Genomic DNA, 26,669 nt, shown 5'->3' with positions numbered 1-26,669 from the left:
TTTGTTATGAATAAATATTATTTAGGCGTGGATCTTGGTTCAACAACCTCCAAAGCAGTGATAATAGATGAGAAAGATGAAATCATTGGCAGAGGAATAACAAACACGCGTGCAAATTATAAAGTCGCAGCAGATGTTGCCCGCCTCGAAGCAATTTTTGATGCACGATTCAATCTTCTTGAAAGAAAACTCGGAACGGAGTTGACTTCTCATCCTGAAAACAAAAAATATCTTGAGGAAATTAAATCCATATTTCATTACCTTCAATTCGAAAGAAGACTTGAAACTCTTCATATTCAGTTGAAAGAATCAATTGATTCATCCGTTGCATCTGAAAACAAAAAAGTTTTATCAGGTTTTATAGATCAGATTATTAAGAATGTGGCTCCGCTTATTAGAAAAGATTATCTGGAAGGAAACCTTGCTTCAAAAAGTCAGTTCTTCCGTGATATTATCAGTGAAAAATATCACGAACAGGTTGAGAAGTTCGATAAAGATTATTTTGAAACCCTGATGCTGTTATTTGATAAAAGCATTACTCCTGTCGAAAATAAAATGGTGGAATACGATTTTGTTGAACTGGTGCACGAATCAATAAATTTGCTAAACGGCAGGTATAGCACTCTTCCAAAACAAAGTAACGATGTTCACTTTGACCCCGAACTGAATTTACTTGCGGGGAAATATGAATCAATCTCTTACTCTTTAAAAGAGCATATTGAACACATTGCGAGTATGGATATACACATTGCAAATATGGTAGGAACAGGTTACGGCAGAGCTCTGCTTCCATTTCCTGAAGATTGCATTAAATCTGAAATACTTTGTCATGCTTTTGGTGCTCACGCTGTTTTCCCTGATACAAGAACCGTTCTTGATATTGGCGGACAGGACACAAAAGCAATTCAGGTTGACAGACACGGATTGGTTACCAGCTTTCACATGAATGACAGATGCGCCGCAGGGTGTGGAAGGTATCTCGGTTATATTGCCGAAGAATTTAGTCTCTCGCTAAACGAACTCGGACCGGTAGCACTCGAAGCACAAAAAGAAGTTAATATCTGTTCAACTTGCACAGTGTTTGCAGGTGCTGAAGTAAGAGAACTCCTGAATGTTGGTGAACAAAAGGAAGATATTCTCGCCGGTTTGCACAAAGCTATTGTCATCAGAGCAATGTCGTTAATCGCAAGATCGGGTGGAGTAAGAAATGAATTTACTTTTACCGGCGGTGTTGCAAGAAATCAGGCTGTTCTTAAATATATAACAAATATGGTAAGAGATAGCTACGGTACTGAAATAAAAATTAATATTCACCCAGACTCAATTTTTATGGGAGCGTTAGGAGGGGCAATGTTTGCAAGAAGAAATATGAATGTAAATCTTCCCTCAAAAAAAACTCCAAAAATAGAGGAGAGCATCAACTAATATGAATAACAAATTTTTAACGCTTGGAATTGACGTTGGCGGCAGTTACATAAAAGCCGTATTGATTGATTATGCAGATGATCAAAAAATTATTCTGAGTAAAACTGAAAAAATCAGGAAGAGAAATCCAGTTGACGTGGCTGATGAACTTGTAAATTTCATGTTGAAGAAGAGTAATCTTGATTATGATGATATATCATACATCGCTTCGACAGGCGAAGGCGAGATGGTTGAGAAAAAAACCGGACATTTCTACAGTATGACAACACACGCACGCGGCGGACTTTACTTTAATACAGATGCAAGAACTGTTGTTGATATGGGAGCGTTGTTTGTCAGAGCTATAAAGGTAAATGATAAAGGTAAAGTGCTTGATTATAAAATGACAGGTCAGTGTGCTTCTGGCTCAGGACAATTTATTGAAAATATTTCGCGTTACCTTGGTCTGGCAATTGAAGAGGTTGGCGATATATCACTTAAATCTGCTGCGCCGGAAACTCCATCCGGTATTTGTGCTGTGCTCGCGGAAACCGATGTAATTAATATGGTATCAAGAGGAATTGCAACACCGGATATAATAAAAGGTATTCATCTTTCAATAGCCAACAGAGTAGTTCGGTTGTTAAGTTCTTTAAAAGCTGATTCACCAATTGTTCTTACCGGCGGAATGGCAATGAACAAAGGAATGGTGGAAGCAATAAGAGAGCTATCAAATGAGAGTAAACATAAATTTGAATTTACAGCTTATCCCGAATCAATTTACGCGGGTGCAGTTGGTGCGGCACTCTGGGGTGGTTTCAGATATTTAAAACTCAAAGAAAAAAATGAAGCCGTTGTCCATTAGGAGATTTCAATATTTCAAATGAAAAAAGATAACGAAAATATTATTTCTGATTCGAACTTGATGATTTGCAATACAAAATTGGGAGAAGTGGTTCCCAATATTGCGCAGATGCTCAGAAGAAATGCTGATAAATTCGGAAATAAAATTGTCTTCAGAGAAAAGAGAGATGAAAAATACATTGAGTTAAACTGGAATCAATTATATACTGATATCTGCAATATCGCATCAAACTTAAAAAAGTTTGGATTTAACAAAGGCGATAAAATGGTGATTTTTTCACGTAACAGATTTGAAATGCTTGAACTTGAACTTGCTCTTATGGCTGCAGACGGAGTTGCAGTTCCCATCTTCTTTAACTACAGTAGTGAAACAGCAGAACAATTAATACAGCATTCGGATGCAAAGTTTTTAACGGTTGGAAACACTGAGCAATTGGACAAGATAATACGTGAGCTTCCGCTAAAACACATTTTCATTTTTAATGAATTAAGTTCAGCAGAACTTACCAGCCGGAGATTAAAACATAAAAACCTTCATCCGTTTTCTGAGCTTCTGAATGAAAATAAGAATTCTGCTTCCAGCCTGAACTTTAATACACATCCTGACGATATCTGTCTGAATATGTACACATCAGGAACAATGGGCAATGAAAAATGTGTTCAGCTTTCACACAAAAATATTTTATCTCAGCAGGCTGCAATACAAGTTACTCTTAACCTTGATGCGAATGATCGCTTCCTTAGTTATCTGCGCTGGCATCACAGCTTCGGTGGAATTTTTGAAATATTCGGAGCGTTATATAACGGTGCTTCGATGACTCTTGAATCGAGTCTCGGTACAGACCCGGCTGAAATACTTAAAAACTGGAAAGAAATAAAACCAACTGTTTTTTTTAGTGTACCACTTATCTATCAGGCAATTATAGATTTGATTGGTGGAGATAAAAAAGCTGAAGAAGAATTTTTTCATCCCGGATTAAAATTTGTTTTTACTGCTGCAGCGCCGCTTCCCAAAAGAATTTCCGATGAATTTGAAATGAGAAAAATTCCTGTTGTTGAAGGATATGGACTCACAGAAACATCACCCTGCTGTACACTTACCGATCCGGAAATTAAAAGAGAACCCGGAGTTGTCGGTTTTCCTATTCCCGGTGTTACAATTAAGCTTGCGGAAGATGGCGAAATACTCGTTAAAGGTCCGAACATAATGAAGTGCTACTATAAAAATGATCTGGCTAATAAAGATATTTTTACGGATGACGGATGGTTCTGCACCGGTGATATTGGTGAGATCACCGATTCCGGTTTGCGTTTGATTACAAGAAAGGATAGAATATTCAAACTTCTCAATGCAGAAAAAGTTATTCCGACAAGAATTGAAAGCAGCATCTTAAAAAAATGTCCGTATATCTCGTATGCTCTTGTTGAAGGTAAAGGAAGAAATTATCCAGTTGCTTTATTATTTCCGAACCATAGACTACTTGATAAAACAAATAATGTTAATGGAGATTTTCCTGAGTGCAACTGTCCGGAAGGTATTTCCGAGCTTTCGGGATGTCTTTCACATTGTCTGAAAGAATTAAACTACAATATGAATCAGAAATTTTCCTGGATAAAAGCAGCAATGCTTGTTGATGATGAGCTTTCTATAGAAAATAAAACATTGACTCCTTCACTAAAACTTGCACCGAATAATGTTAAAGAATTTTATAAATCTCATATCGAAAAACTTTATGGAGAAGATGTGAAAGTGGTAGGCAATGTTTATATACTTCCGCTTGATGAATAAAATATCAGGGTATTTTTCTTTATGTATGAAATAAAAGCAACAAAAGTTTTGAGGGAGTTGATGAGTGATTACTATCAGTCATTAGGTAATCACAATAAAAAAATTGCGTGGTGCACAAGTGTTGGTCCGGCTGAACTTCTCAGATCATTTGGGTTTGAAGTTTACTTCCCCGAAAATCATGGTGCATTGCTCGGTGCAAGCAGAACTGCAGGCGATTACATACCAACTGCTGCAAAGCTCGGTTACTCGAATGACATCTGCTCATATTTAACTTCGGATATCGGTGCTTATCTTCATAAACAAACTCCACTTTCAAAACATTATTCACTTGACTCGATTCCCAAACCAGACCTGATAGTGTACTCAACAAATCAGTGCCGGGAAGTTCAGGATTGGTTCACATATTTCAGCAATGAGTTTAAATGTCAGATCGCAGGAATTCATCCTCCCAGATATCTCGGCGAAATAAAAAAATCTGACATTGAGGATGTTGCAAATCAGTATAGAGATATGATACCTGTTTGTGAAGAAACTTCGGGTAAAAAATTTGATCTGGACAGCTTTAGAGAAACTGTAAGATTGAGCAAAGAAGCTACTTCGCTTTGGAGAAAAGTTCTGGAAACGGCAAAACATTCTCCTCCTCCAATAAGTTTTTTTGACGGTGTAATACACATGGGTCCGATTGTAATTTTAAGAGGAACTCAAACTGCCGTAGATTATTACAAGTATTTACTTGAGGAGTTGAGCACCAACATAGAAACAAATACCGGATTTATCAGCAAAGACAGATGCCGTGTTTATTGGGAAGGAATGCCTATCTGGGGAAAGCTGAGATTTTTATCAAACCTGTTCGTAGAAAACAATACTGCGGTTGTTGCATCTACTTACTGCAATAGCTGGATATTTGATGACTTCGATGAAAAAAATCCTTTCGAATCAACTGCACTTGCCTATTCTAAAATATTTATTAACAGAAGTGAAAAAGTAAAGCTTGAAATGTTAAAACACTTTATTGAAGAATATAGAATTGACGGCGTGATTTTTCACGACGCAAAAACGTGCTTTAATAATTCCAATGCCCGGTTTGGAATGCCATATCGTTTAAGAGAAGAAGCAAATGTTGAAACTCTTGTTATTGAAGGAGATTTATGTGATCTGAGATTTTTTTCTGAAGGACAAACAACAACTAAAATAGAAACATTCATTGAACAATTGGTTTAACTATTATGGATGCAGGAAAATATAAAATTGGTGTGATCGGATTAGGTCCGGTTGGTCTGACTCTCGCGACACATTTTAAAGAAGCCGGATGTGATGTTCACATCTGCGATGTTGAAAAAAGAAAAATCAACCTGATAAGAAGCAGCGGAATTGAACTGGTAGGCAGAATTGAAAAGCTGTTATACTTTAATCACGTTTATTCATCTGTTGATGATATGCTGAATAATGATATTGATGTTCTGATAAGTTCTGTTAAAGCCTATCATGTTAATTCAATAATGGAGCAGATTCAAAAAGAAAAAATAAAAAATACACTTTTACTGATAGCTCAAAATGGTATTGAGATAAGAAGGATGTACCATAGTTTGTTTAATGATTCCAACATACTTAGGATGGTGATTAATTTTGCGGGAAATCTTAACGCACCGAATGTAGTGAATGTAACTTTTTTTAATCCGCCGAATTATATCGCTTCGATTGATGATTCAAAATCAGAAACGGCTCAGTGGCTTTCTGATCAACTTACAGGAGTAAATCTTGAAACAAAATGTCTTGATTCTTTTAGTATCGAAGATAAAGTCTGGGAAAAAACAATTCTTAATGCAGCACTCAGTCCTCTTTGTGCGATTTCAAGATTAACAATGAGAGAAGCGATGGCTCATCCCGATACTCTTGTGATAATTGAACAATTAATTTTAGAGGCAATGGAAGTCGGCAAAGCTGAGGATATTAAGTTCGGAGATAACTTTGTTAAGCTTTGTATCAGATATCTGAAAAATGCCGGTGATCACTTCCCTTCTCTCGCGGTTGATTTATTGAGCGGAAGAGAAACAGAGATTGATTTTATGAACGGGAAAATTGTTGAGTTCGGGAAAAAACATTACATCAGAACACCATTAAATCTGACATTCACAAATCTTGTTAAAGCTATTTCACATAAAAATGCTTTCAACATTAAAGATGGAATCAGTAAAGAACTTGTCAGCGAAGGAATGTGAATCACATAATATATCTTCAAAAATAAATCATAAATAATAAATAATAAATAATAAATTAAATGTATTTGCCGGATTTTATATACCATAAACCTCAAAATCTTCAGGAAGCATGTTCACTTCTTGAGAAGTCTGAAAACGGAGCTGCGATTGCAGGAGGCACCGATGTTCTCGTCGAAATGAAAAAAGAGCTGCGTAATAACAATGAGTTGATTTCACTTTCAGGAATAAGTGAATTAAAAATTATCAATGAAGATGATAAGAATCTGTATATCGGCGCTGCTGTAACCCACAACGAAATAATTGAATCATCATTAATTAAAAAAAGTTTTTCTGTTCTTTCAGAAACTGCGAAGGAAATAGGCAGTGACCAGATACGGAACACAGGAACAATAGGTGGAAATCTTTGCACGGGTGCTTCCTGCTGTGATATGGCACCTGTTTTAATTGCTGGTAATGCAAATCTCGAAGTGGTTTCTGTCCGGAGTAAAAGGAATATATCAATTAAAGACTTCTTCCTGAATCACAAAAAAACTTCACTTGAAAAAGGAGAAATATTATCCCGGATAATCATACCTAAAGTTAAAGCCGGATCAGGAATAAGTTTTCTCAAGTTTGGTTTAAGAGAAGCCGCATCTATTTCTGTTGCTTCTTCAGCAGTTATGATTAGAATTGATGGAAATGTTGTCGCTGATTCTATGGTTGTTGTCGGTGCTGTTGCACCAACACCTGTTGTAAGTAAATCAGCTTCCGATATTTTGAATGGAGAGAAAATTGATGAGATCGAAACAAACTTAATGCTGCTTGATAAAGTTGGTGAAGCTGTAAAAAAAGATTCTCTGCCTATTGATGATATAAGAGGCAGTGCTTATTTCAGAAGAAACCTTGTTAAAACACTTTCACAACGGACACTAATTGAAGCAATAAATCGTGCAAAAAAATCTTTAAAAAAATAATAGAAGACATTGAAACAATTAATAAAAATTAAAGTTAATGGTAATGAATATGAAGTGGCTGTAAAGCCCGTAACTACTTTAGCCACACTACTTCGTGAAGAACTTCGGCTTACAGGAACAAAGGTTGGCTGTGAAATGGGCGATTGCGGCGCTTGCACAGTTCTGCTAAACGGTAAAGCAGTTAACTCTTGTTTGGTTCTTGCAATTCAGGCAGAAGGACAAAGTATTACTACCATTGAAGGCATTGCCAATGGTGAAAATCTTCATCCTATCCAGAGAGCATTTGTTGAAAAAGGTGCGATACAATGCGGTTACTGTACTCCCGGAATGGTAATAAGAACGAAATCATTTCTTGATGAAACACCACATCCATCTGAAGAACAAATTAAAGAAGCGTTGTCAGGAAACCTTTGCAGATGCACGGGCTATACAAAAATTATTGAAGCTGTTGAAACTGCTGTTGAATATCTTGATGGAAAAGAACCAAAACCAATTGAATATCAGCCGCAAAAATCTGCAATGAATCTTTCAGTTGTGGGAAAACGACTCCCGAAATTGGACGCTCCTGATAAAGCAACAGGGAGAGCAATTTATACTGATGATATAGTTCTTCCGAATATGATTTTTGGAAAACTTCTCTTAAGTCCTCTTCCTCACGCAAAAATTAAATCAATAGATACTTCCGAAGCTTTAAAACTTTCTGGAGTGAAAGCAATACTGACCGGCGCCGATGTACCTGAAATTACATACGGAACATCACCGCCCCGCTACGATGAAAATGTTCTGGCGATTGATAAAGTAAGATATGTTGGTGATGTGATTGCTGCTGTTGCTGCAGTTGATGAAGAAACTTGCTGCAAAGCTCTAAAATTAATTAAAGTAGATTTTGATGAGCTGCCTGCTGTATTCGATCCGATTGAAGCCATGAAAGATGGTGCACCACGTCTGTTCGATGATAAATTTGAAAATAATATTAACACAAGTGTTAATCATCACTTTGGTGATGTTGAAAAAGGTTTTGCCGAAGCAGATTATGTTAGAGAAGAAAGATTTATTGGCAACAGAACTTATCAGAACTCAATGGAACCACACGTTGCTATTGCTGAATGGGACAGACACGGAAGAGTTACACTATACACTTCCACACAGGTTGTTCACTATGTTCATCATCAGCTTTCTCGCATACTTAATTTGCCTCTTGGAAATATCAGAGTAATAATGACAAACTGCGGTGGCGGCTTCGGCGCAAAAGCTGCCACAAACATGCTGGAAGTTCTTTCAATTCTTCTTGCAAAAAAAACCGGCTGCCCTGTTAAGATGCGTTTCAACAGAGAGGAAATGTATTTGTATGGCAGAGGCAGACACAAACAATATATTGATCTGAAAATTGGTGTAAAAAAAGATGGAAGAATTACTGCAGTTCAGCAAAAAGTTATTCTCGAAGGCGGAGCTTATTCAAGTTTCGGAGTCGTCACAACTTATTATGCTGGTTCAATGCTGCCAACTCTGTATAAAATGCCTAACTACAAATATGACGGTTACAGAATAAATACAAATCTTCCTCCATGCGGAGCTTTCCGCGGTCATGGAACGCCCCATCCTCGTTTCGCTTTCGAGTCTCTGCTTTCAATGATTGCTGATGATATTGGTATGGATCATATTGACATTCGTTTAAAGAATGCAATGGAACCGGAAACGCGAACTTGTAATGATCTCGATATTCATTCCTGCGAATTAAAAGCTTGCCTTGAACTGGCAAGAAAAAAATCAGGATGGGATAAAAAGAAAGGCAAACTTCCAAAAGGAAGAGGAATTGGTATCGGATGTGGTGGATTTGTATCAGGTGCAGGTTATCCTATTTATAGATCACAATTTCCGCACTCCAATGCAATCATTCGTGTTTTAGAAGATGGTTCCAAAGCAGTTTTATATATCGGTGATGCAGATATAGGTCAGGGATCAAATACTGTTTTAGCACAGGCAGCAGCAGAAGGAATGGGAATTACTCTTGATAAAATAAGTGTGGTTGCTGCCGACAGTGATTTAACTCCAATAGGTTTCGGGGCTTACTCAAGCCGGGTTACACTAATGGGAGGCAATGCCTCTAAAATGGCTGGCGATGAAGTAAGAAAACAGATTCTTCCGTTTGCCTCCGGTTTATTAAATGTATGTGAAGAAAAAATTGAAGCACGTGAAAATAAATTTTATGAAAAAAATAACTCAGAAAATTTTGTTCCGTGGGATAAAGTGGCGGCGGAATTCTTTTCAAAGAAAGGTCCGCTTGTTGGACGTGGTCATTACTCACCACCAGAAGGGCTTGGAGGAAAATATAAAGGCGCAACTGTGGGAACATCCCCGGCTTTTTCTTTCTCGGCTTCTGTTTGTGAAGTTGAGGTTGATATGGAAACAGGAAAAGTTAAAGTGCTTAATTTCTGGGATGCTCATGATTGCGGAACCGCTATCAACCCTCTGGCTGTTGAAGGACAGATTGAAGGTGCAATTGTTATGACTATGAGCGAAACTTTGCTTGAAGATCAGGTTTTCAATTCAAAAGGAAAGCTGCTCAACGGGGATTTGCATAATTATTTGATTGCAACTTCTGCAGACATACCGGCAATTGATACTTCAATTGTTGACAGTTATGAACCGAATGGTCCGTTCGGTGCAAAGGAAGTGGGTGAAGGTGCTACTCTTCCGATTCTAGGAGCAATTGCAAATGCTGTTGCAGATGCAATTGGTGTGAGAATATTTGAGCTCCCGATCACTCCGGAAAAAGTTCTGAATGCTATAAATAGTAAGAAGAAACCAGACTGATGAATAAGCATTATCTCGGAATAGATATAGGTTCATCATTTATGAAGTTTGTTGTCACTGATTCTTCCAGTAACATTATGTATAAAAATGTTATCAGAACTCTTAGCCGGGACAAAAAGGAGAAAGAAAAAATTCAAAATTATATATTCTCAAACTTTCAGATTAAAAAAACCTGTGCAACAGGCTACGGACGTGAACACAATGATTTTGCTGATATAACAAAGACAGAAATTTACTGTGCATCTGCAGGTGTATCTGCTCTATGTAATGAAGAAAAAACAATCGTAGATGTGGGTGGTGAAGATGTAAAAGTCATCAGAAGTGCTAATGATGGTAAAGTGATTGATTTTTATATGAATACAAAATGTGCTGCAGGGACCGGTACATTTATAACAGAGATTGCAGAAAGAGCCGAGATTGATGTTTCAGCGATGAGTGAACTTGCAGCTAAATCTAAATTCAGTAATGAGCTTAACAGTTTTTGTACAGTGTTTGCTAAAACCGAAATAATGAAATGGCTCTTCAGTGATGTACCGGTTGAAGATGTAGCAAAAGGAATTTATCTTTCAATCGTAAACAGAATTTCAAAAATCAGAATGGAGAAAGATCTGAAAATTTATCTCATCGGCGGCGTTGCACAGTTTCATCCTTATTTAAAGAATGCTATGGAAGAAAAATTCAATACAGAAATTGTTGTGCCCGATAATCCGCAGTTTATTTGTGCATTGGGTGCATCCATTCTTGCAAAAACTTCCGGAGACAAAGATGGAATCAGCACACAGAAAAAAGTTTTTAATAATGTAAAATAGAAAGATCTGTTTGTAGGATGAAATCATACCACAGTAAAGAAAAAGGAATCGGGATTGTTTATGATGATATTTATCTGCTTGGTGGTGCAAGAACTCCATTTGGTAAATTAGCTGGTGCTCTTGCAACCGTTTCGCCAACCGATTTGGGAATCTTTGCGTGTAAAGCAGCATTGAAAAAATCATCAGTAAGTCCCTCAGAAATCGATCAAACTATAGTTGCTAATATCGGACAAAGCTCGTACGATGCTTACTTCCTGCCAAGACACATTTCTCTTTACTCAGGTGTTCGGACAGAAGTTCCTGTAATAATGGTACAGAGAATTTGTGCATCAGGATTTGAAACTATAATTGCCGCAGCCGAACAAATTACACTTGGAAAAGCGGATGTTATTTTGTGTGCTGGAACAGAAAGTATGTCATTAGCGCCGACAGTCAGCTTCGGAAACAGGATGGGTTATCAGTTAGGGAGAGTTGAGTTCAAAGATATGCTTTGGGAAGCATTGAATGATACTGCTGCAGGATGCGCAATGGGTTTCACAGCTGAAAATGTGGCAAAGAAATTTGGAATTACTCGCAGTGAAGCAGATGAGTTTGCTTTCCGGTCTTTCAGCAGAACCAACTCAGCTATTGAAAGAGGTTTCTTCAAAGATGAAATAATAAATATTTCATCTGCAACTTTTGAAGTTGAAGGATTATCACCTAGAAAAGTAAAACTTCCTAAAAAATCTGAAAACTTTTCTGTTGATGAAAATGTCAGATCAACAACCTCTGAAGAACTATCCAAACTTCCACCTGTTTTTGGGAAAGATGGAATTCAGACTGCAGGCAATTCAAGCGGTATTGTTGACGGTGCCGCTTCGGTTGTGGTTGCTCATAAAAATTTTATTGAATCAAAAAAACTACAGCGGCTGGTAAGGGTTGCTGCTTCCACTTCAGCAGGTATTGATCCAAAAATTATGGGATTGAGTCCGGTTCCTGCAATCAGATTGCTTCTTGAAATTACCGGATTAAAATTAGATGATATTGGTTTGATTGAAATTAATGAAGCATTTGCTGCACAATTTATTGGATGCGAACGCGAATTAAATTTTGACAGGAATATTGCAAATGTCAACGGAGGTGCAATTGCAATCGGACATCCATTGGCAGCAACCGGATTGAGAATTTCACTTACACTTGCAAGAGAAATGTTGAACAGAAAAGTTAAATACGGTATTGCTTCTGCATGTATTGGCGGCGGACAAGGAACTGCAGTGCTTCTTCAAAACGAAAATTTATAATAGAAAAAGAAAGAACATTAGTGAAGGACAATTCAATTCTCTCTTATAAAATGACTGAACAAAATGGCGAATTTGTTCTTACAGAAAATTCGTTCCCACAGCTTAAAGAAGGTGAGGTGCTTGTGAAAGTTGCAGGCTGTGGTGTTTGTCATACTGATATCAGCTTCTGGCATTATGGTGTAAAAGTACGCCATCCTTTACCTCTTACATTAGGTCACGAAATCAGCGGAACAGTAATCAGCGGTTCTGAAAAATGGTTGAACAAAAATGTAATCATTCCGGCTGTGCTGCCTTGCGGTGAATGCGAATTATGCCGGAGAGGCAGAAGCAATATATGTCAGAAACAGTTGATGCCGGGAAATGATTTTGATGGCGGATTTGCAACTCATATCAAAGTTCCTTCAAAGTTTTTGTGTGAGGTACCGGAAAATGTTCTGAGTAAATATTCTCTCGAAACTCTTGCTGTTATTGCTGATGCTGTTACTACTCCTTATCAGGTAATAAAAAAATCAGAATTAATAGAAGGTGATGCGGCAATAATTTTAGGTGTCGGTGGAATAGGAATTTATGGAGTCCTTCTTGCAAAAATATTGGGGGCTAAAGTTATTGCTCTTGATATTAATGACGCCAAACTTCAAATCGCAGAACAAAACGATGCTGATGTTGTATTGAATATTAAAGATCTGGATATCAAAACTATAAAATCAAAACTCAGAGAATTTGTAAACAGATTAAATGTTTCCGAATACTGCTGGAAGATTTTTGAAATGTCTGGTACAAAAGCAGGACAGGAACTTGCATTTGCTCTTTTAAGTTTTGCATCAACGCTTTCGATAGTCGGATTTACTCTCGATAAGCTTGAAGTAAGATTAAGTAACCTGATGGCGTTTGATGCTTCACTTATCGGAACCTGGGGATGCAAACCAGAATTATATCCCGAAGTTCTTGAACTGGTTGCAAATGATAAGTTAAAAATTGATCAGTTTGTTCAAACTTTTCCTCTTTCAAAAATTAATGAAGTTTTTAAGAACACTCTTGAACATAAATATACAAAACGGTCTGTACTGGTTCCTGATTTTAATTACTAAGCTGATTACAAAAGCAGAGAGATGAGATCTTTACTCAATGAAATAAATGACTAACCTATAAATGAGGATAACCTTTATATCTGATTTCATTTTCAAAAAAAGATATCATCTGTGAACAATAAACGTTTTTGCGTAACATCAGTCAAAAAATATTTTATAAACTAAATGTGGATTAGGCTATGCTTATAGATCATAATTTAACACCTGTTGAATACAAAGAAATTATTTTCGAAAAACGATCCTGTCTCGATCACTCCGCTAAACCGATCGAAGGATTGTTCAATGCCTGGATTATTATTAATAATCCAAAGCAATATAATTCATATACAACACAGGCTGTAAAAGAAATTATCCTTGCATTCAGAGAAGCCTCAAATGACAGAAGCGTGGTTGCAATAGTCTTCACTGCTGTTGGTGACAAAGCTTTCTGCACAGGTGGAAATACAAAAGAATATGCTGAATACTACGCTGGAAATCCGCAAGAGTATAAACAATATATGCGGCTCTTCAACGATATGGTTTCCGCAATTTTAATGAGCGATAAACCTGTTATTAACAGAGTAAATGGAATGAGGATTGGCGGTGGACAGGAAATCGGAATGGCATGTGATTTTTCAATTGCTCAGGATCTTTCAAGATTCGGTCAAGCTGGTCCAAAACATGGAAGCGCCCCTGATGGTGGTTCAACAGATTTTCTACCTCTGTTTGTTGGAGTTGAAAAAGCATTTTATTCATGCACAGTTTGCGATCCATGGTCTGCTCACGAAGCATTCAGAAATGGTTTGCTGACCGAAATAGTTTCTGCACTAAAAGTTAATGGTAAATTTATTCCAAATCCTCTTGTTCACACAGATAAATGGTTGAATGAAAATGGCGAAATAATCTATGGAACTTTTAAGAGAGGTGAAGATGCGGAAAAAGCCAAAGAAGTTTTAAAGACTGGTGAAGTAGATCTGTCATTGCTTGATAAATGTGTCGAAAATCTTTGCACAAAACTTGCTTACCTGATGCCTAATTGTTTAAGTAAAACTTTGAATTCAATCAGGAAGCATAAATTAGAATATTGGGATAAGAATAAAGAAAGCAACAGGGATTGGCTTGCACTTAACATGATGACGGAAGCAAAAGCCGGCTTTAGAGCTTTTAATGATGGACCAAAAGACAGCAGAGAAGTTGATTTTATTAAGATGCGACAACTTCTTGCAAAAGGACATGAATGGAATGATGATTTGATAAAAGCAATTTCGCCGTATTATCAGAATAAATAATTTGGATAATATTTTTCATGTAGTCGAAACCTTCAGGTTGCATCTGATATATGACGTTGCAGAATGAAACATACACCTGCAGGATAAAAAATTAAACTCAAGCTAGTCAATAATTAAAAACTAAACACCCGACATATTCATGCACAAGATAAAATTAGAATACTCTCACAATAGCTCCGTTGCTCGCATTATTCTCGATGATGGCAAAGGAAATATACTTGACAAAATAATGATGAGCGAATTAATTGAATTGCTCAATTCCTTTGCAGGGAAAAAAGATCTGAAGCTTATTACAATTGAAGGTTCGGGAAAACATTTTTCATTTGGCGCAAGTGTGGAAGAACATACAAAGGAAAACTCTGCCGCAATGCTGAAACAATTTCATAAAATATTTTATTTAATTATTGATCTTTCAATTCCGGTTCTGGCAAAAATTTCTGGTCAGTGTCTTGGTGGTGGACTTGAACTTGCTCTTGTCTGTAATTTTCTTTTTGCAGACAAATCAGCAAAGCTTGGTCAGCCCGAAATTTTACTCGGTGTTTTTGCACCTCCTGCTTCTTTACTGCTACCGATGAAAATTGGTAATGCACTTGCGGAAGAACTGCTCATCACCGGTAAATCTATTACTGCTGAAGAAGGAAAAAATATTGGACTAATAAATGAAGTTTTTGAATCACGTGAAGAAATGGATAAATCACTTGATGTTTGGATCGAAAAAAATATATCCGGCAAAAGTGCCTCATCACTTCGTTATGCAGTTAAAGCAGCACGTTCTTCATTCAATAAAAATTTAAAGGAAATGTTACCTCAGCTTGAAGAGATGTACTTAAACAGCCTGATGAAAACACAAGATGCAAACGAGGGAATAAATTCTTTTCTTGAAAAAAGAAAACCTCTTTGGAAAAACAACTGATATTTTACTCTGATCTCTTAAAATTTTATCAAAATGTCTCTTGCAATAATTCTATAATCATAAAAAGATTCTATGAAAAAAATAAATAATGTTGGAATAGTCGGTGCAGGCACTATGGGTTCTGCACTGGCTCAAAAGTTTGCACAGGAAGGGTTTAATGTATTTCTTGCTGACCGCGAGATGCAATTCGTTGAAAAAGGCATCGAAGGAATTAAAAGAACTCTTCAGGAAGGAATTGAACGAAAACTTTTTACATCTTCACAAGTGGAAAAATTTCTTGATCTGATTAAAGGCACATCTGATTTAAATGATCTATCAATATGCAATTTAGTTATTGAAGCTGTCTTCGAGGATTTTAATGTTAAGCAGAATTTGTTCAGACAATTAAGCAATATCGTGACTGAAGATACAATACTTGCAACTAATACTTCATCATTTTCAGTAACTGAATTATCTGAAGCTGTAAGTAAACCCGGAAGATTTATCGGTATGCATTATTTTTATCACGCAGCAAAGAACCGTCTGGTTGAAATAATCCCAAGTGATAAAACTTCTGATGAAACTTTTAAAGCTATGAAAATCTTTTCTGTAAAATCGGGTAAAGATCCAATAGTTACCAAAGATAAATATGGATTCGCAGTTAACCGTTTTTTTGTACCGTGGCTGAATGAAGCTGTTCGTTTGTATGAAGAAGGAATCGCTGATGCTAACAGAATTGATATAGTTTGTATGAAATTATTCGGAATCGGAATGGGTCCTTTTGCGTTGATGAATGCAACGGGAGTTAAGATTGCTTATCATGCTCAGAAAACTCTTGAACAGTTTGGAAATTTTTATAAACCGTCAAACCTGTTAAAACATCAGGCAGAAAGCGGTAAGAACTGGAACATCGAAATAAATGAAAAAATAAATTCTGACGCATCTGACGAAATAATAAAAGAAAGAATGCTCGGTGTGGTCTTTTTTGTTTGTTTACAGATACTCGAAGAAAAAATATGCTCAGCAGCAGAATTGAACCGTGGTGCTAAAATTGGTCTGCAGTGGAAATATGGTCCGATAGATTTTATGCAAAAGTACGGCACACAAACGGTAAATCATCTTGCAAGCCTGATTGCTGAAAGATATGAAATGAAGTTGCCTGCTGTGTTTACTTCTGATAATTCAAAGATTGAATATGTTCAAATTGAAACTTCCGGCAACAGAGCAGTGATAACTATGACACGACCTGAAGATATGAATGCATTGAATGAAGATGTAATGAAGCAGTTAGCTGATAGGTTTGAAAAAGCCAATATAGATAAAAACATTCAAACAATTTTTATAACCGGAACGGGAAAAGCTTTTGTTGCAGGTGCAGATATCAAATTCTTCATTCAAAACATTACCAGCAATAACATTCCCAAAATAGAATCGTTCACAAAATTTGGTCAAAAAGTATTTGAACAGATTGATAGTTCTCCTAAAAATGTTGTTGCAATATTGAACGGGCTCACATTAGGTGGCGGACTTGAACTTGCATTGTGTGCTGATATTATTCTTGCTTTGCCAAATGCGTCACTGGCTTTTCCTGAAACTGGAATTGGAATTTATCCGGGTCTTGGCGGTACGCAGCGAGCTGCAAAGAAAATTGGCAAAGAACTGGCAAAATATCTTATCTATACGGGAAAAATGTTAAATGCATCTGAAGCAGTTGAAATCGGATTGGTGGACGGTGTAATTACCGTTGATGAAATGTTTGAACTTTTTGAAGGTAAAAAAGTTTTACCGGCACCAAAGAAAAGTAATCCGACAGAGAATAGTAATTGGAAGAACATAATTAATTTCTTTGAAAGCAATACTGTTCAGAATATTCTTGACGAAAAATCTGTTAATGGCAATTTGCCCGCAGAAGAAGCTGATAAACTTGTGAAGACAATAAAGAGAAAAGCTCCAATTGCACTGAAGATTGCAGAAAAACTTATTGATGAAGCGCGAGGCTGCGAGTCTGAATTAAAAGAGTTGAAAAATATTTTTTCCACTTCAGATGCTTTGCTGGGATTAAGTTCAATCGGCAAAAAAGTTGAATTCAAAGGTGAATAAAAAAGAAAATTATTCGTCTGTATTATTAGCTGCAGGTACTTCATCGAGAATGAAGCAATGGAAGCCGGGAATTCTGCTCAACAATAAACCTCTTTTGTTCTACAGTTTAAAAACTCTTTCTGAAGTATGCAACGAAGTGATTATTGTCGGTGGATATAATTTTGAAAAATTGCTGCGGTTAACCGATGAGTTCTCAAATAAATATAACTTCCCTTTAATTTGTGTTGAGAATAAAAATTATTTATCAGGGATGTTTTCATCAGTTAAAAAGGGAATTGAGAACGTTACTGCTGATAATATATTTATTGCTTTATCTGATATTCCTTTTGTAAAGTCTGAAACTTATATTAAGATGATTGATTGTTTTGAAACAACCGAAACAAAACCGGATATAATTTATCCCAGCTTCAGCGGGAATGAATCGGGAATAAAAAAAAGAGGGCATCCTGTTCTGATTACAAAAAGAATAAAGCAAAGAATAATAAATGAAACCGGGGATGTTATACTCAGTCATCTATTACACGAGTTCAAAGGAATTGATTGTGCTGTAAATGACAAAGGAATTAATTTCGATATTGATACCGAGACTGACTTTGAAAATGCACAGAAATATTTTTCGGATTGAATTTTTAAATCCTGCCCAGCAATCAAAGTCATGTAAACAGCAATAAACTGTTGACCACATTTTTCTGAAAAGCCATTACTCAGTTTGGTAGGCAGAAAACAGTTTCTAATCACCTCGTTTCATTGATGTTCAATCATCAAAGTTCCGAACTTTTCTGAATTATCTATAAAAAATTTTTGTTCTCATTTGCAATTAACTCTTGACTAGTAAACAATAATTCTTTAGTTTAATCAGAGTAAATAATCTGATTATAGATTTAATTAACAAATCCCTTTTTTTACTTAACAATAGGTAATTAAATGCGTCTATTTCCTCTGGAGAACTCAGGACAAAACTCATTATTTGTAATCATTGTTGCGTTGAGTTTTATCTTATTCTCAAATACTACGAACTCACAAAACCGCGGCGAAACAATTTTCAAAAGCACCTGCCAGGCATGTCACTCAATCGGCAAAGGACGATTAGTCGGACCAGATTTAATAAACATACAAGATCTTAGACCAGAAAGCTGGCTGTTAAAATTTATAAAATCTTCCCAAACCGTGATTAACAGCGGTGATAAATATGCAGACTCACTTTTTAATGCATTTAATAAAACAATTATGCCCGATCAGAATTTTTCTGATGCAGAAATTAAAGATGTTTTGAGTTATATCACTCAGCAATCTGTTGGTGGACTGGCAGATGTTTCAAAACCTATCGTATTAAGTTCCGGATTAACTCTGGATCAGGCACGTGATAATGAATTTACTATCGGAAGAAAATTATTTTCTGGTGAACAGAAATTAACAAATGGCGGTCCCGCTTGTATCTCCTGCCACAACGTAGTCAATGATGAACTGATGAGCGGAGGTTTACTTGCATTGGATTTAACACAAGCTTTTACAAGACTTGGAGCGCAGGGAGTTCATTCAATCATTTTAAGTTCACCTTTCCCGGTGATGAACGCTGCATTTGTAAATCATCCCGTAACTGATGATGAAGCTTTTTATCTTACAGCATTTTTAAAAAATGCAGACTTTGTTTCATCAATTCAAGAACCAGCAATTCCTCAGGAAAGATTTTTGTATGCAGGGATTCTGGGTGTAGTTGTACTGATTACATTTTATACCATAATATGGCGGAAAAGAAAAAGAAACAGTGTAAATCATTCTATTTATAAAAGACAATTGAAATCAATCTAACAGTTAATTAAACCAAAGAGAAATTTTCTATGAGCTGGATTAAAGATTTAATATCACCACAAACAAGACAATGGGAAGAGTTTTACAGGAATCGTTTTCAACACGATCGTATTGTAAGAAGCACTCACGGTGTTAACTGCACCGGCGGTTGTTCCTGGCAGATTCACGTTAAAGATGGAATAGTCGTATGGGAAACTCAACAGCTTGATTATCCTTTGCTTGAAGGAAGTTTACCACCATACGAGCCACGCGGATGCCAGAGAGGAATTTCTTTTTCGTGGTATTTGTATAGTCCACTTCGGATTAAATATCCCTTAGTTCGCGGAACTCTCCTGGATTTTTACAGAGAAGAAAAAAATAAAACTGGTGATTCTTTACTTGCATGGGAAAATCTTCAAAACAACAAAGAAAGAAGAAGAGAATATCAGAAAGCGAGGGGCAAAGGTGGATTCCGAAGAGCTACATGGGATGAAGTATTAGAAATAATTGCTGCTGCAAATATCTACACAGCAAAAAAATATGGTCCTGATCGTGTAATTGGATTCTCACCAATTCCTGCAATGTCAATGCTGAGTTATGCTTCAGGTGCAAGATTTCTTCAGCTATTCGGCGGAGTTAATTTAAGTTTTTATGATTGGTATTGTGATCTGCCAAATGCATCACCCGAAGTCTGGGGTGAGCAGACAGATGTTTGTGAGAGTGCTGATTGGTATAATTCTAAATTCATCGCTGTGATGGGTGCGAACTTAAATATGACCAGAACACCTGACACTCACTTCTTCGCTGAGTCTCGTCACAACGGAACAAAAGCAGTTGTCTTCTCACCTGATTTCAGTCAGGTATCAAAATATGCTGATCAATGGGTTCCACTTCATGCAGGAAGTGATGGCGCTTTCTGGATGGCTGTTACTCATGTAATATTAAAAGAATTTCATGTTGAAAAGCAAACCCCGTACTTCATCAACTATGTAAAGAAATACACTGATTCTCCTTATTTAGTTGAGATAGAAAAAGAAGGAAATATATATAAAGCAGGAAGATTAGTAAGAGCTAACAGAATTTCGAAATATAAAGATGCTGAAAACGGTGATTGGAAATTTTTAAATATTGATGAAAGTTCCGGAAAGCTGGTGATGCCAAAAGGAAGTATGGGTCACCGATGGGATAAAACGCAAGGCAAATGGAATATGAAATTTGAAGATGGTGAGGACAACTCATCTTATAACCCTCTTCTTTCATTAATAAATAATAACGATGAAGTTTTGCAGGTTGAATTCACTGAGTTCGGATTAGATAAAAAGCGGATGAGAGGAGTTCCTGTTAAATATATAGAAACAATTGAAGGTAAGAAGATTCCGGTTACAACAGTTTATGATCTTACAATGGCTCAATATGGTGTCAGTAGAAATCTTAAAGGAGATTATCCTGCTGATTATAATGACACAGATTCTTCATACACTCCAGCGTGGCAGGAAATTTTCACCGGTGTAAACAGAAATACAGTAACTCAGTTTGCAAGAGAATGGGCAAAAACAGCAGAAGCAACTCAAGGCAAATGTATGATAATTATTGGTGCAGGAGTTAACCACTGGTATCATAATAATCTGATTTATCGTGCAGGAATTATGGCGTTGATGTTAACGGGCTGTGTTGGTAAAAACGGCGGTGGACTCAATCATTATGTTGGTCAGGAAAAATTAGCTCCTGTTGATTCGTGGGGAACTATTGCTTTCGCAAGAGATTGGGTTGGAGCCGTAAGACTTCAACAAGCACCTATCTGGCATTATATCAACACGTGTCAATATCGTTATGATGGATATTTTTCAAAATATAATAAACTGCCGGAGAACGAATGGACAAGCGGTCATCACGCTGATCAGATTTTCAGATCAGTCAGAATGGGATGGATGCCTTTTTATCCGCAGTTTAATAAAAATACTTTTGAGTTATGCAAAGAAGCAGTTAACAACGGCGCAAAAAACGATGACGATATTAAAAAGTATGTTCTTGAAAAATTAAAATCAAAAGAACTTCAATATGCAGCCGGAGATCCTGATGCTGAAATTAATCATCCGCGTGTGTGGTATATCTGGCGAGGAAATGCAGTACTGGCCAGCATGAAAGGACACGAATATCTTCTTAAACATTATCTGGGAACACATTCGAATCTCATTGCAGTTGATATGAACGATCAGAAAACTGAGGAAGTAAAATGGCATGACATTGCACCCGAAGGAAAAATGGATCTGGTAGTTGATCTTAATTTCAGAATGGATTCATCTGCATTGTATTCTGACATTGTTCTGCCGGCAGCTTCGTGGTATGAGAAAGCAGATTTAAACAGCACTGATTTACATTCATTCATTCACCCACTTTCCGCAGCAATCGCTCCTGTGTGGGAAGCAAAATCTGATTGGGGTATTTTTAAGGAAATCGCACTTTCAACGAGCAAGCTTGCTGAAAAACATTTTTCTGAACCGCTGAAAGATATTGTTGCTTCTCCCCTTTCACATGATAGTGCTGACGAAATAACACAGCCTTCAGTGAAAGATTGGTATAAAAATGAATGTGAAGCAATTCCCGGAAAAACAATGCACAAGCTTGCAATTGTTGAAAGAGATTATACTCAACTTTACAAAAAGTACATCTCGCTCGGGGAAAATATAAAAACTAATGGACTTAATGCTCACGGCAATGGTTATAAATGTGAAGAAGAGTATGATGAAATGATTACATCTTATCACTTTCAAACTGAAAAATTTAATGGGAAATCATATCCATCAATAAAAGAAGATGTCTGGGCATCAAATGCTGTATTGCATCTTTCAACATTAACTAATGGTCATTTAACCGTACGTGCTTATCAGAATGCTGAAAAGAAAACAGGATTAACTTTGGTTGATCTTGGCGAAGGAAGTAAGGATGTAAAAATTAATTATGCAGACCTTCAAGCTCAGCCAAGAAGATATAACAATTCTCCGTTATGGTCAGGGCTTATGGATAATGGAAGAGCTTATGCACCATTCACATACAATGTTGAAAGATTAGTTCCCTGGAGAACTTTGACAGGCAGACAACATATCTATCTTGATCACGAAATGTATATAGCTTTTGGTGAACATCTTCCAACCTATAAACCATCGCCTTCTCCGGAAGTTTACGGCGATTTAAGAGAAACGCTGAAAGAAGGAAAAGCAAAAATATTTAATTGCCTAACTCCACATGGTAAGTGGCATATTCATTCTACTTACATGGAAAACCTTCGTATGCTCACTTTATCCAGAGGCTGTGAACCTTGCTGGATAAATGAAGCTGATGCAAAAGAGCTTGGTATAAATGATAATGATTGGGTTGAAGTTTATAATGATCATGGAGTGTATTGCACCCGTGCAGTCGTGAGCACCAGAATTCCAAAAGGTGTTTGCATTGTTTATCACGTACCTGAACGAACAGTTGGAATTCCTAAATCACAAGTGAGAGGAAACAAACGGGCTGGCGGACATAACAGTTTTACCCGTGTTCATCTCAAACCAAATTTGCTTGCAGGTGGCTATGGACAGTTTACTTATCATTTTAATTACTGGGGTCCGACGGCTCCAAACAGGGATACTCACGTTGTAATTAAAAAGATGGATGAAGTGGTGTTTTAATTTATGAAAAAAGATGTGGAGAGATGACATCTTTAGATATTACTATAAGGAAATTTAAATCAAAGTCTCTATTTAAAGATCGAAGAGATATTTCATGAACAGAAAGATGTCATCTCTCTGTTCTGTTCAATTGCAAAAAAATCATCAATAATAAATAATAAATAAAAAATTATGGACGTAAGATCACAAATCTCAATGGTATTTCACCTGGATAAATGTATCGGGTGCCACACTTGTTCTATTGCCTGCAAAAATATCTGGACTGACAGAAAAGGTGCGGAATATATGTGGTGGAATAATGTAGAAACAAAACCTGGTACCGGTTATCCTTCAAAATGGGAAGATCAGGAAATATATAGAGGCGGCTGGGAAAAGAATAATGGCAGTATTTCATTGAAAGGTTCAGGAAAAATAAAAGGACTAACAAATATTTTTCACAATCCGTATTTACCTGTCATCGATGATTATTATGAACCATGGACTTACAAATATCTTGACCTGATTGAATCTCCAAAACAGGATGATCAGCCAACTGCAAGACCAATATCTCTTATTACAGGTAAGCCGATAGACATTAAAGCTGGTCCAAACTGGGATGACGATCTTAGCGGAACTCCTGATTATGCAAGAAAAGATCCGAATCTTGAAAACCTTTCACCCGCTGAACAGGAAGCAATGTTCCAGCTTGAACAGATGGCATTCTTTTACTTGCCGAGAATTTGTAATCATTGTCTAAATCCTGCTTGTGTTGCATCGTGCCCGTCAGGTGCTATTTATAAAAGAGGTGAAGACGGAATAGTTCTGATAAATCAAAAAGTTTGTCGTGCATGGAGAATGTGCGTTACTGCATGTCCTTACAAAAAATCTTATTACAACTGGAGTACAGGTAAATCCGAAAAATGTATTTTATGTTTCCCGAGACTCGAAGCAGGTTTGGCTCCTGCGTGTATGCATTCCTGTGTTGGAAGAATAAGATATCTTGGCGTTATGCTTTATGATGCCGATCGTATAAATGAAGCAGCTTCAGCAAGTGATGAAAATCTTATTGAAAGCCAGTTGAATATTATACTTGATCCTTTTGACGAAGAAGTTATTGCTTCAGCAAAAGCAAACGGTGTTGCAGATTCAACAATTCACGCTGCACAATTTTCACCAGTTTATAAATTTGTTAAGGAATGGGGACTTGCATTACCTCTTCATCCAGAGTTCAGAACTCTGCCAATGTTGTTTTATGTTCCACCTCTACTGCCGGTTATGGCGTCATTAAGTGAAAAGAAAAATAAAGAGCAGTTGGATAAACTTGATCCGATTTCCAAAAAGTGGGATGACAACTGGCTTTATGATACAAGCACGGAAGAATTATGGGGAACTATTGATCAATCACGATTTCCATTACAATATATGGCAAATCTTCTCAGTGCCGGCGATACTTCAAAAATTCAGAAAGTATTAAAAAAATTAATGGCAGTCAGAATTCACAGAAGACGTGTAACTGTTGGTGATATTAGTGCAGAAAAAGCAAATGGTGCTTTGACTGATACAGGATTAACATCAGATAAAGCAGATGCAATTTTTGCTTTAACATCGCTCGCTAAATTTGATGAACGATTTGTTATTCCTCCTGCACATCGTGAACTGGCAATTGAAATGATCGAAAACACTGCTGATGTGAAAGGCTCAACTGGATTTGGATTCCTGGAAAAACCGAGCAGAGGTGTTTAGTTTATTATTTTCTGTTCTTAATTTATTATTAAACAATAAGATGTCCATTAGGGATGAAAAAAGTGCTATATGAAAATCAAAATTTCAAAAAAAATAATATATAGAATTTTATTAGGTCTGCTAATCGTCTTTATTGCAATACAATTTATTGCAGTTGAGAAAACGAATCCGCCCGTAACTGGTGAATTAAATTTTCCAAAAGAAATAAAATCAGTCATGCAAAGAAGCTGTTATGATTGTCATTCTAATGAAACTGTATGGCCTTGGTACAGCCATATTGCCCCGGTTTCCTGGCTGGTATCGAAAGATGTTGTTAAAGGCAGAGATGAATTAAACTTTTCTGAATGGGATAAATACTCAGATAAACGACGTGCTAAAAAAATAAAAGAAATTTGGGAAGAGATCGAAAAGGGTGAAATGCCAATGTCTATTTACATTCCGCTTCATCCGGACGCTGTATTAACTGCAGAGGATAAAGAATTAATTAAAAAATGGGTTAATGATTTTAACGCATCGGCAAACCCTGTCATAAATAACCAGATGGATTAAGCAATGAACTCAACATTTGAAATTTATAAATTGTTCGCATCCGTTTTCACATATCCAAATGAAGAAGTCCGAAGTAAAATAGATGAGCTTCATAATTTGCTGGATAAAAGTTATCCCGATGTATCTGAAGTCATGAATGATTTTTTTGAATTTACAAAAACTGTTTCAAAGTGGAAGTGGGAAGAATTATTTACTCGAACTTTTGATGTGCAGGCAATTACAACTCTAGATATTGGTTATGTGCTATTCGGTGATGACTACAAAAGAGGTGAACTGCTCGTCAATCTAAATAAAGAACATCAGGAAGCTGGAAATGATTGCGGAAATGAACTGGCAGATAATCTCGCAAATCTGCTTCGACTGATTCCAAGAATGCAAAATGCAGAGATACGAAATGAGCTTGTTGAGATAATAATTATTCCGGCTCTTGACAAAATTATCAGCGAGTTTAACGCTGAGAGCGTCAATATGAAAAATAAAATTTATAAAAGGCAGCACAAAACAATTATTGATCAGTCAGAAGATTACGGAAGAATATATCTGAAGCCGCTAACTGCCATTAACGAAATCCTTAAAAAAGATTTCAACTATATTAAACCGAACAATGAACTAAGTTCGAATAGTTTTACCAAATCAATTAAAACGGAAATAGAAATTGATTAACGAAAAGATTTCATCTTTAACTAAAGAATAATTTTTATAACAAAATAATTAACAGCTATGAACATACTTTATAACTTTCTTTTTATTGCTCTGCCCTATGTTGCAATTACAGTATTTCTCATTGGAACAGTTTACAGATACAGAGGAACAAAGTTTAAATTCTCTTCCTTATCATCTGAGTTTCTGGAAGGTAAAAAATTATTTTTTGGCTCAGTTCCGTTCCATTATGGAATAATATTTTTATTCTTCGGACATCTCGTTGCATTTCTGCTTCCAAGAGAAGTATTGTTATGGAATGATCAGCCGGTAAGATTATTAATACTTGAAGTTTCAGCTTTCATTTTTGGTATAAGTGCATTTGTGGGAATGTTTCTTCTGATAATAAGAAGGAAAACTCATCCCAGAATCCAGATGGTTTCAACTAAAATGGATCTGATAATAGAAATTTTAATTCTCAGTCAAATATTTTTAGGATTGTGGATTGCTTATGGTTATCGCTGGGGTTCTTCATGGTTTGCCGCTGTTCTTTCACCATATCTTATGTCAATCTTTACACTTGATCCACAGATTACTGCGGTAACTAATCTGCCGCTGGTAATTCAACTACACATCGCAATTGCTTTTCTTATTGTTTTATTAATTCCTTTTTCAAGATTGGTTCATTTGCTCGTTCCTCCTTTAAGTTATTTATGGAGACCATATCAGAAAGTTATCTGGTATTGGAACCGAAAAAAAATTCGCAACCCTCGTTCAATCTGGGCAGTTACTAAACCAAAGAATAATTAATTAAAGATAC

At 36.5% G+C, this 26,669-nt stretch carries 20 protein-coding genes; all 20 read left to right on the top strand.

Translation table 11 applies throughout. The annotated features are described in order from the left end of the window. Positions 1–6 precede the first annotated feature (6 nt). The 20 genes from HND39_11355 (at position 7) to narI (ending at position 26,659) form a co-directional block, all read left to right on the top strand. Complete coding sequence (locus tag HND39_11355; protein QKJ96828.1) at positions 7–1,425, top strand: benzoyl-CoA reductase subunit A; 1,419 nt, start codon at positions 7–9, stop codon at positions 1,423–1,425. Position 1,426: 1 nt separating this feature from the next. Continuing rightward, a complete protein-coding gene (bcrD, locus tag HND39_11350; GenBank protein QKJ96827.1) occupies positions 1,427–2,269 on the top strand; it encodes a benzoyl-CoA reductase subunit D in 843 nt (280 codons plus the stop codon). 18 nt (positions 2,270–2,287) lie between these two features. Next, a complete protein-coding gene (locus tag HND39_11345) occupies positions 2,288–4,057 on the top strand; it encodes an AMP-binding protein (protein QKJ96826.1) in 1,770 nt (589 codons plus the stop codon). 21 nt (positions 4,058–4,078) lie between these two features. Continuing rightward, the gene (locus HND39_11340) at positions 4,079–5,278 is read left to right on the top strand and encodes a 2-hydroxyacyl-CoA dehydratase (GenBank protein QKJ96825.1); all 1,200 of its coding nucleotides are present in this window, start codon (positions 4,079–4,081) and stop codon (positions 5,276–5,278) included. Between the two features lie 5 nt (positions 5,279–5,283). Next, positions 5,284–6,276, top strand: a complete 993-nt coding sequence (locus HND39_11335) for a ketopantoate reductase family protein (GenBank protein ID QKJ96824.1) — start codon at positions 5,284–5,286, stop codon at positions 6,274–6,276. Between the two features lie 59 nt (positions 6,277–6,335). After that, positions 6,336–7,229 (top strand): xanthine dehydrogenase family protein subunit M, encoded by an 894-nt coding sequence (locus HND39_11330; GenBank protein QKJ96823.1) that lies wholly within the window; start codon positions 6,336–6,338, stop codon positions 7,227–7,229. A 9-nt stretch (positions 7,230–7,238) separates the two neighbouring features. Continuing rightward, the gene (locus HND39_11325; protein ID QKJ96822.1) at positions 7,239–10,043 is read left to right on the top strand and encodes a molybdopterin-dependent oxidoreductase; all 2,805 of its coding nucleotides are present in this window, start codon (positions 7,239–7,241) and stop codon (positions 10,041–10,043) included. Continuing rightward, positions 10,043–10,852: a hypothetical protein gene (locus HND39_11320; GenBank protein QKJ96821.1), complete on the top strand. Its 810-nt coding sequence runs from the start codon at positions 10,043–10,045 to the stop codon at positions 10,850–10,852. The genes HND39_11325 and HND39_11320 overlap by 1 nt, the downstream gene beginning before the upstream one ends. 17 nt (positions 10,853–10,869) lie before the next feature. Then, the gene (locus tag HND39_11315; protein QKJ96820.1) at positions 10,870–12,132 is read left to right on the top strand and encodes a thiolase family protein; all 1,263 of its coding nucleotides are present in this window, start codon (positions 10,870–10,872) and stop codon (positions 12,130–12,132) included. Between the two features lie 20 nt (positions 12,133–12,152). Beyond that, on the top strand, positions 12,153–13,220 hold the full coding sequence (had, locus tag HND39_11310) for a 6-hydroxycyclohex-1-ene-1-carbonyl-CoA dehydrogenase (protein QKJ96819.1): 1,068 nt from the start codon (positions 12,153–12,155) through the stop codon (positions 13,218–13,220). A gap of 179 nt (positions 13,221–13,399) precedes the next feature. Beyond that, a complete protein-coding gene (gene oah / locus HND39_11305) occupies positions 13,400–14,488 on the top strand; it encodes a 6-oxocyclohex-1-ene-1-carbonyl-CoA hydratase (GenBank protein QKJ96818.1) in 1,089 nt (362 codons plus the stop codon). A gap of 139 nt (positions 14,489–14,627) precedes the next feature. Then, the gene (locus tag HND39_11300; GenBank protein QKJ96817.1) at positions 14,628–15,401 is read left to right on the top strand and encodes a cyclohexa-1,5-dienecarbonyl-CoA hydratase; all 774 of its coding nucleotides are present in this window, start codon (positions 14,628–14,630) and stop codon (positions 15,399–15,401) included. A gap of 72 nt (positions 15,402–15,473) precedes the next feature. Then, the gene (locus HND39_11295) at positions 15,474–17,480 is read left to right on the top strand and encodes a 3-hydroxyacyl-CoA dehydrogenase/enoyl-CoA hydratase family protein (GenBank protein QKJ96816.1); all 2,007 of its coding nucleotides are present in this window, start codon (positions 15,474–15,476) and stop codon (positions 17,478–17,480) included. Then, positions 17,473–18,105, top strand: coding sequence for a nucleotidyltransferase family protein (locus HND39_11290; GenBank protein QKJ96815.1), 633 nt, complete (start codon positions 17,473–17,475; stop codon positions 18,103–18,105). Before HND39_11295 ends, HND39_11290 begins: the two co-directional genes overlap by 8 nt. Before the next feature lie 299 nt (positions 18,106–18,404). Further along, positions 18,405–19,289 (top strand): c-type cytochrome, encoded by an 885-nt coding sequence (locus tag HND39_11285; GenBank protein QKJ96814.1) that lies wholly within the window; start codon positions 18,405–18,407, stop codon positions 19,287–19,289. A 29-nt stretch (positions 19,290–19,318) separates the two neighbouring features. Continuing rightward, a complete protein-coding gene (locus HND39_11280) occupies positions 19,319–22,939 on the top strand; it encodes a nitrate reductase subunit alpha (protein ID QKJ96813.1) in 3,621 nt (1,206 codons plus the stop codon). 171 nt (positions 22,940–23,110) lie between these two features. Next, positions 23,111–24,661: a nitrate reductase subunit beta gene (gene narH / locus HND39_11275; protein QKJ96812.1), complete on the top strand. Its 1,551-nt coding sequence runs from the start codon at positions 23,111–23,113 to the stop codon at positions 24,659–24,661. Between the two features lie 96 nt (positions 24,662–24,757). Then, the gene (locus tag HND39_11270; GenBank protein QKJ97980.1) at positions 24,758–25,210 is read left to right on the top strand and encodes a heme-binding domain-containing protein; all 453 of its coding nucleotides are present in this window, start codon (positions 24,758–24,760) and stop codon (positions 25,208–25,210) included. Between the two features lie 3 nt (positions 25,211–25,213). Beyond that, entirely contained in the window at positions 25,214–25,873 is a 660-nt protein-coding gene (locus HND39_11265) for a hypothetical protein (GenBank protein ID QKJ96811.1), read from the top strand. A 57-nt stretch (positions 25,874–25,930) separates the two neighbouring features. Next, positions 25,931–26,659, top strand: a complete 729-nt coding sequence (gene narI / locus HND39_11260; GenBank protein QKJ96810.1) for a respiratory nitrate reductase subunit gamma — start codon at positions 25,931–25,933, stop codon at positions 26,657–26,659. The last annotated feature ends 10 nt before the right edge of the window (positions 26,660–26,669 follow it).

This window comes from Ignavibacteriota bacterium (genome assembly GCA_013285405.1).
Lineage (GTDB): Bacteria > Bacteroidota > Ignavibacteria > Ignavibacteriales > Ignavibacteriaceae > IGN2.
This window is presented reverse-complemented; position numbering and strand designations above follow the sequence as displayed.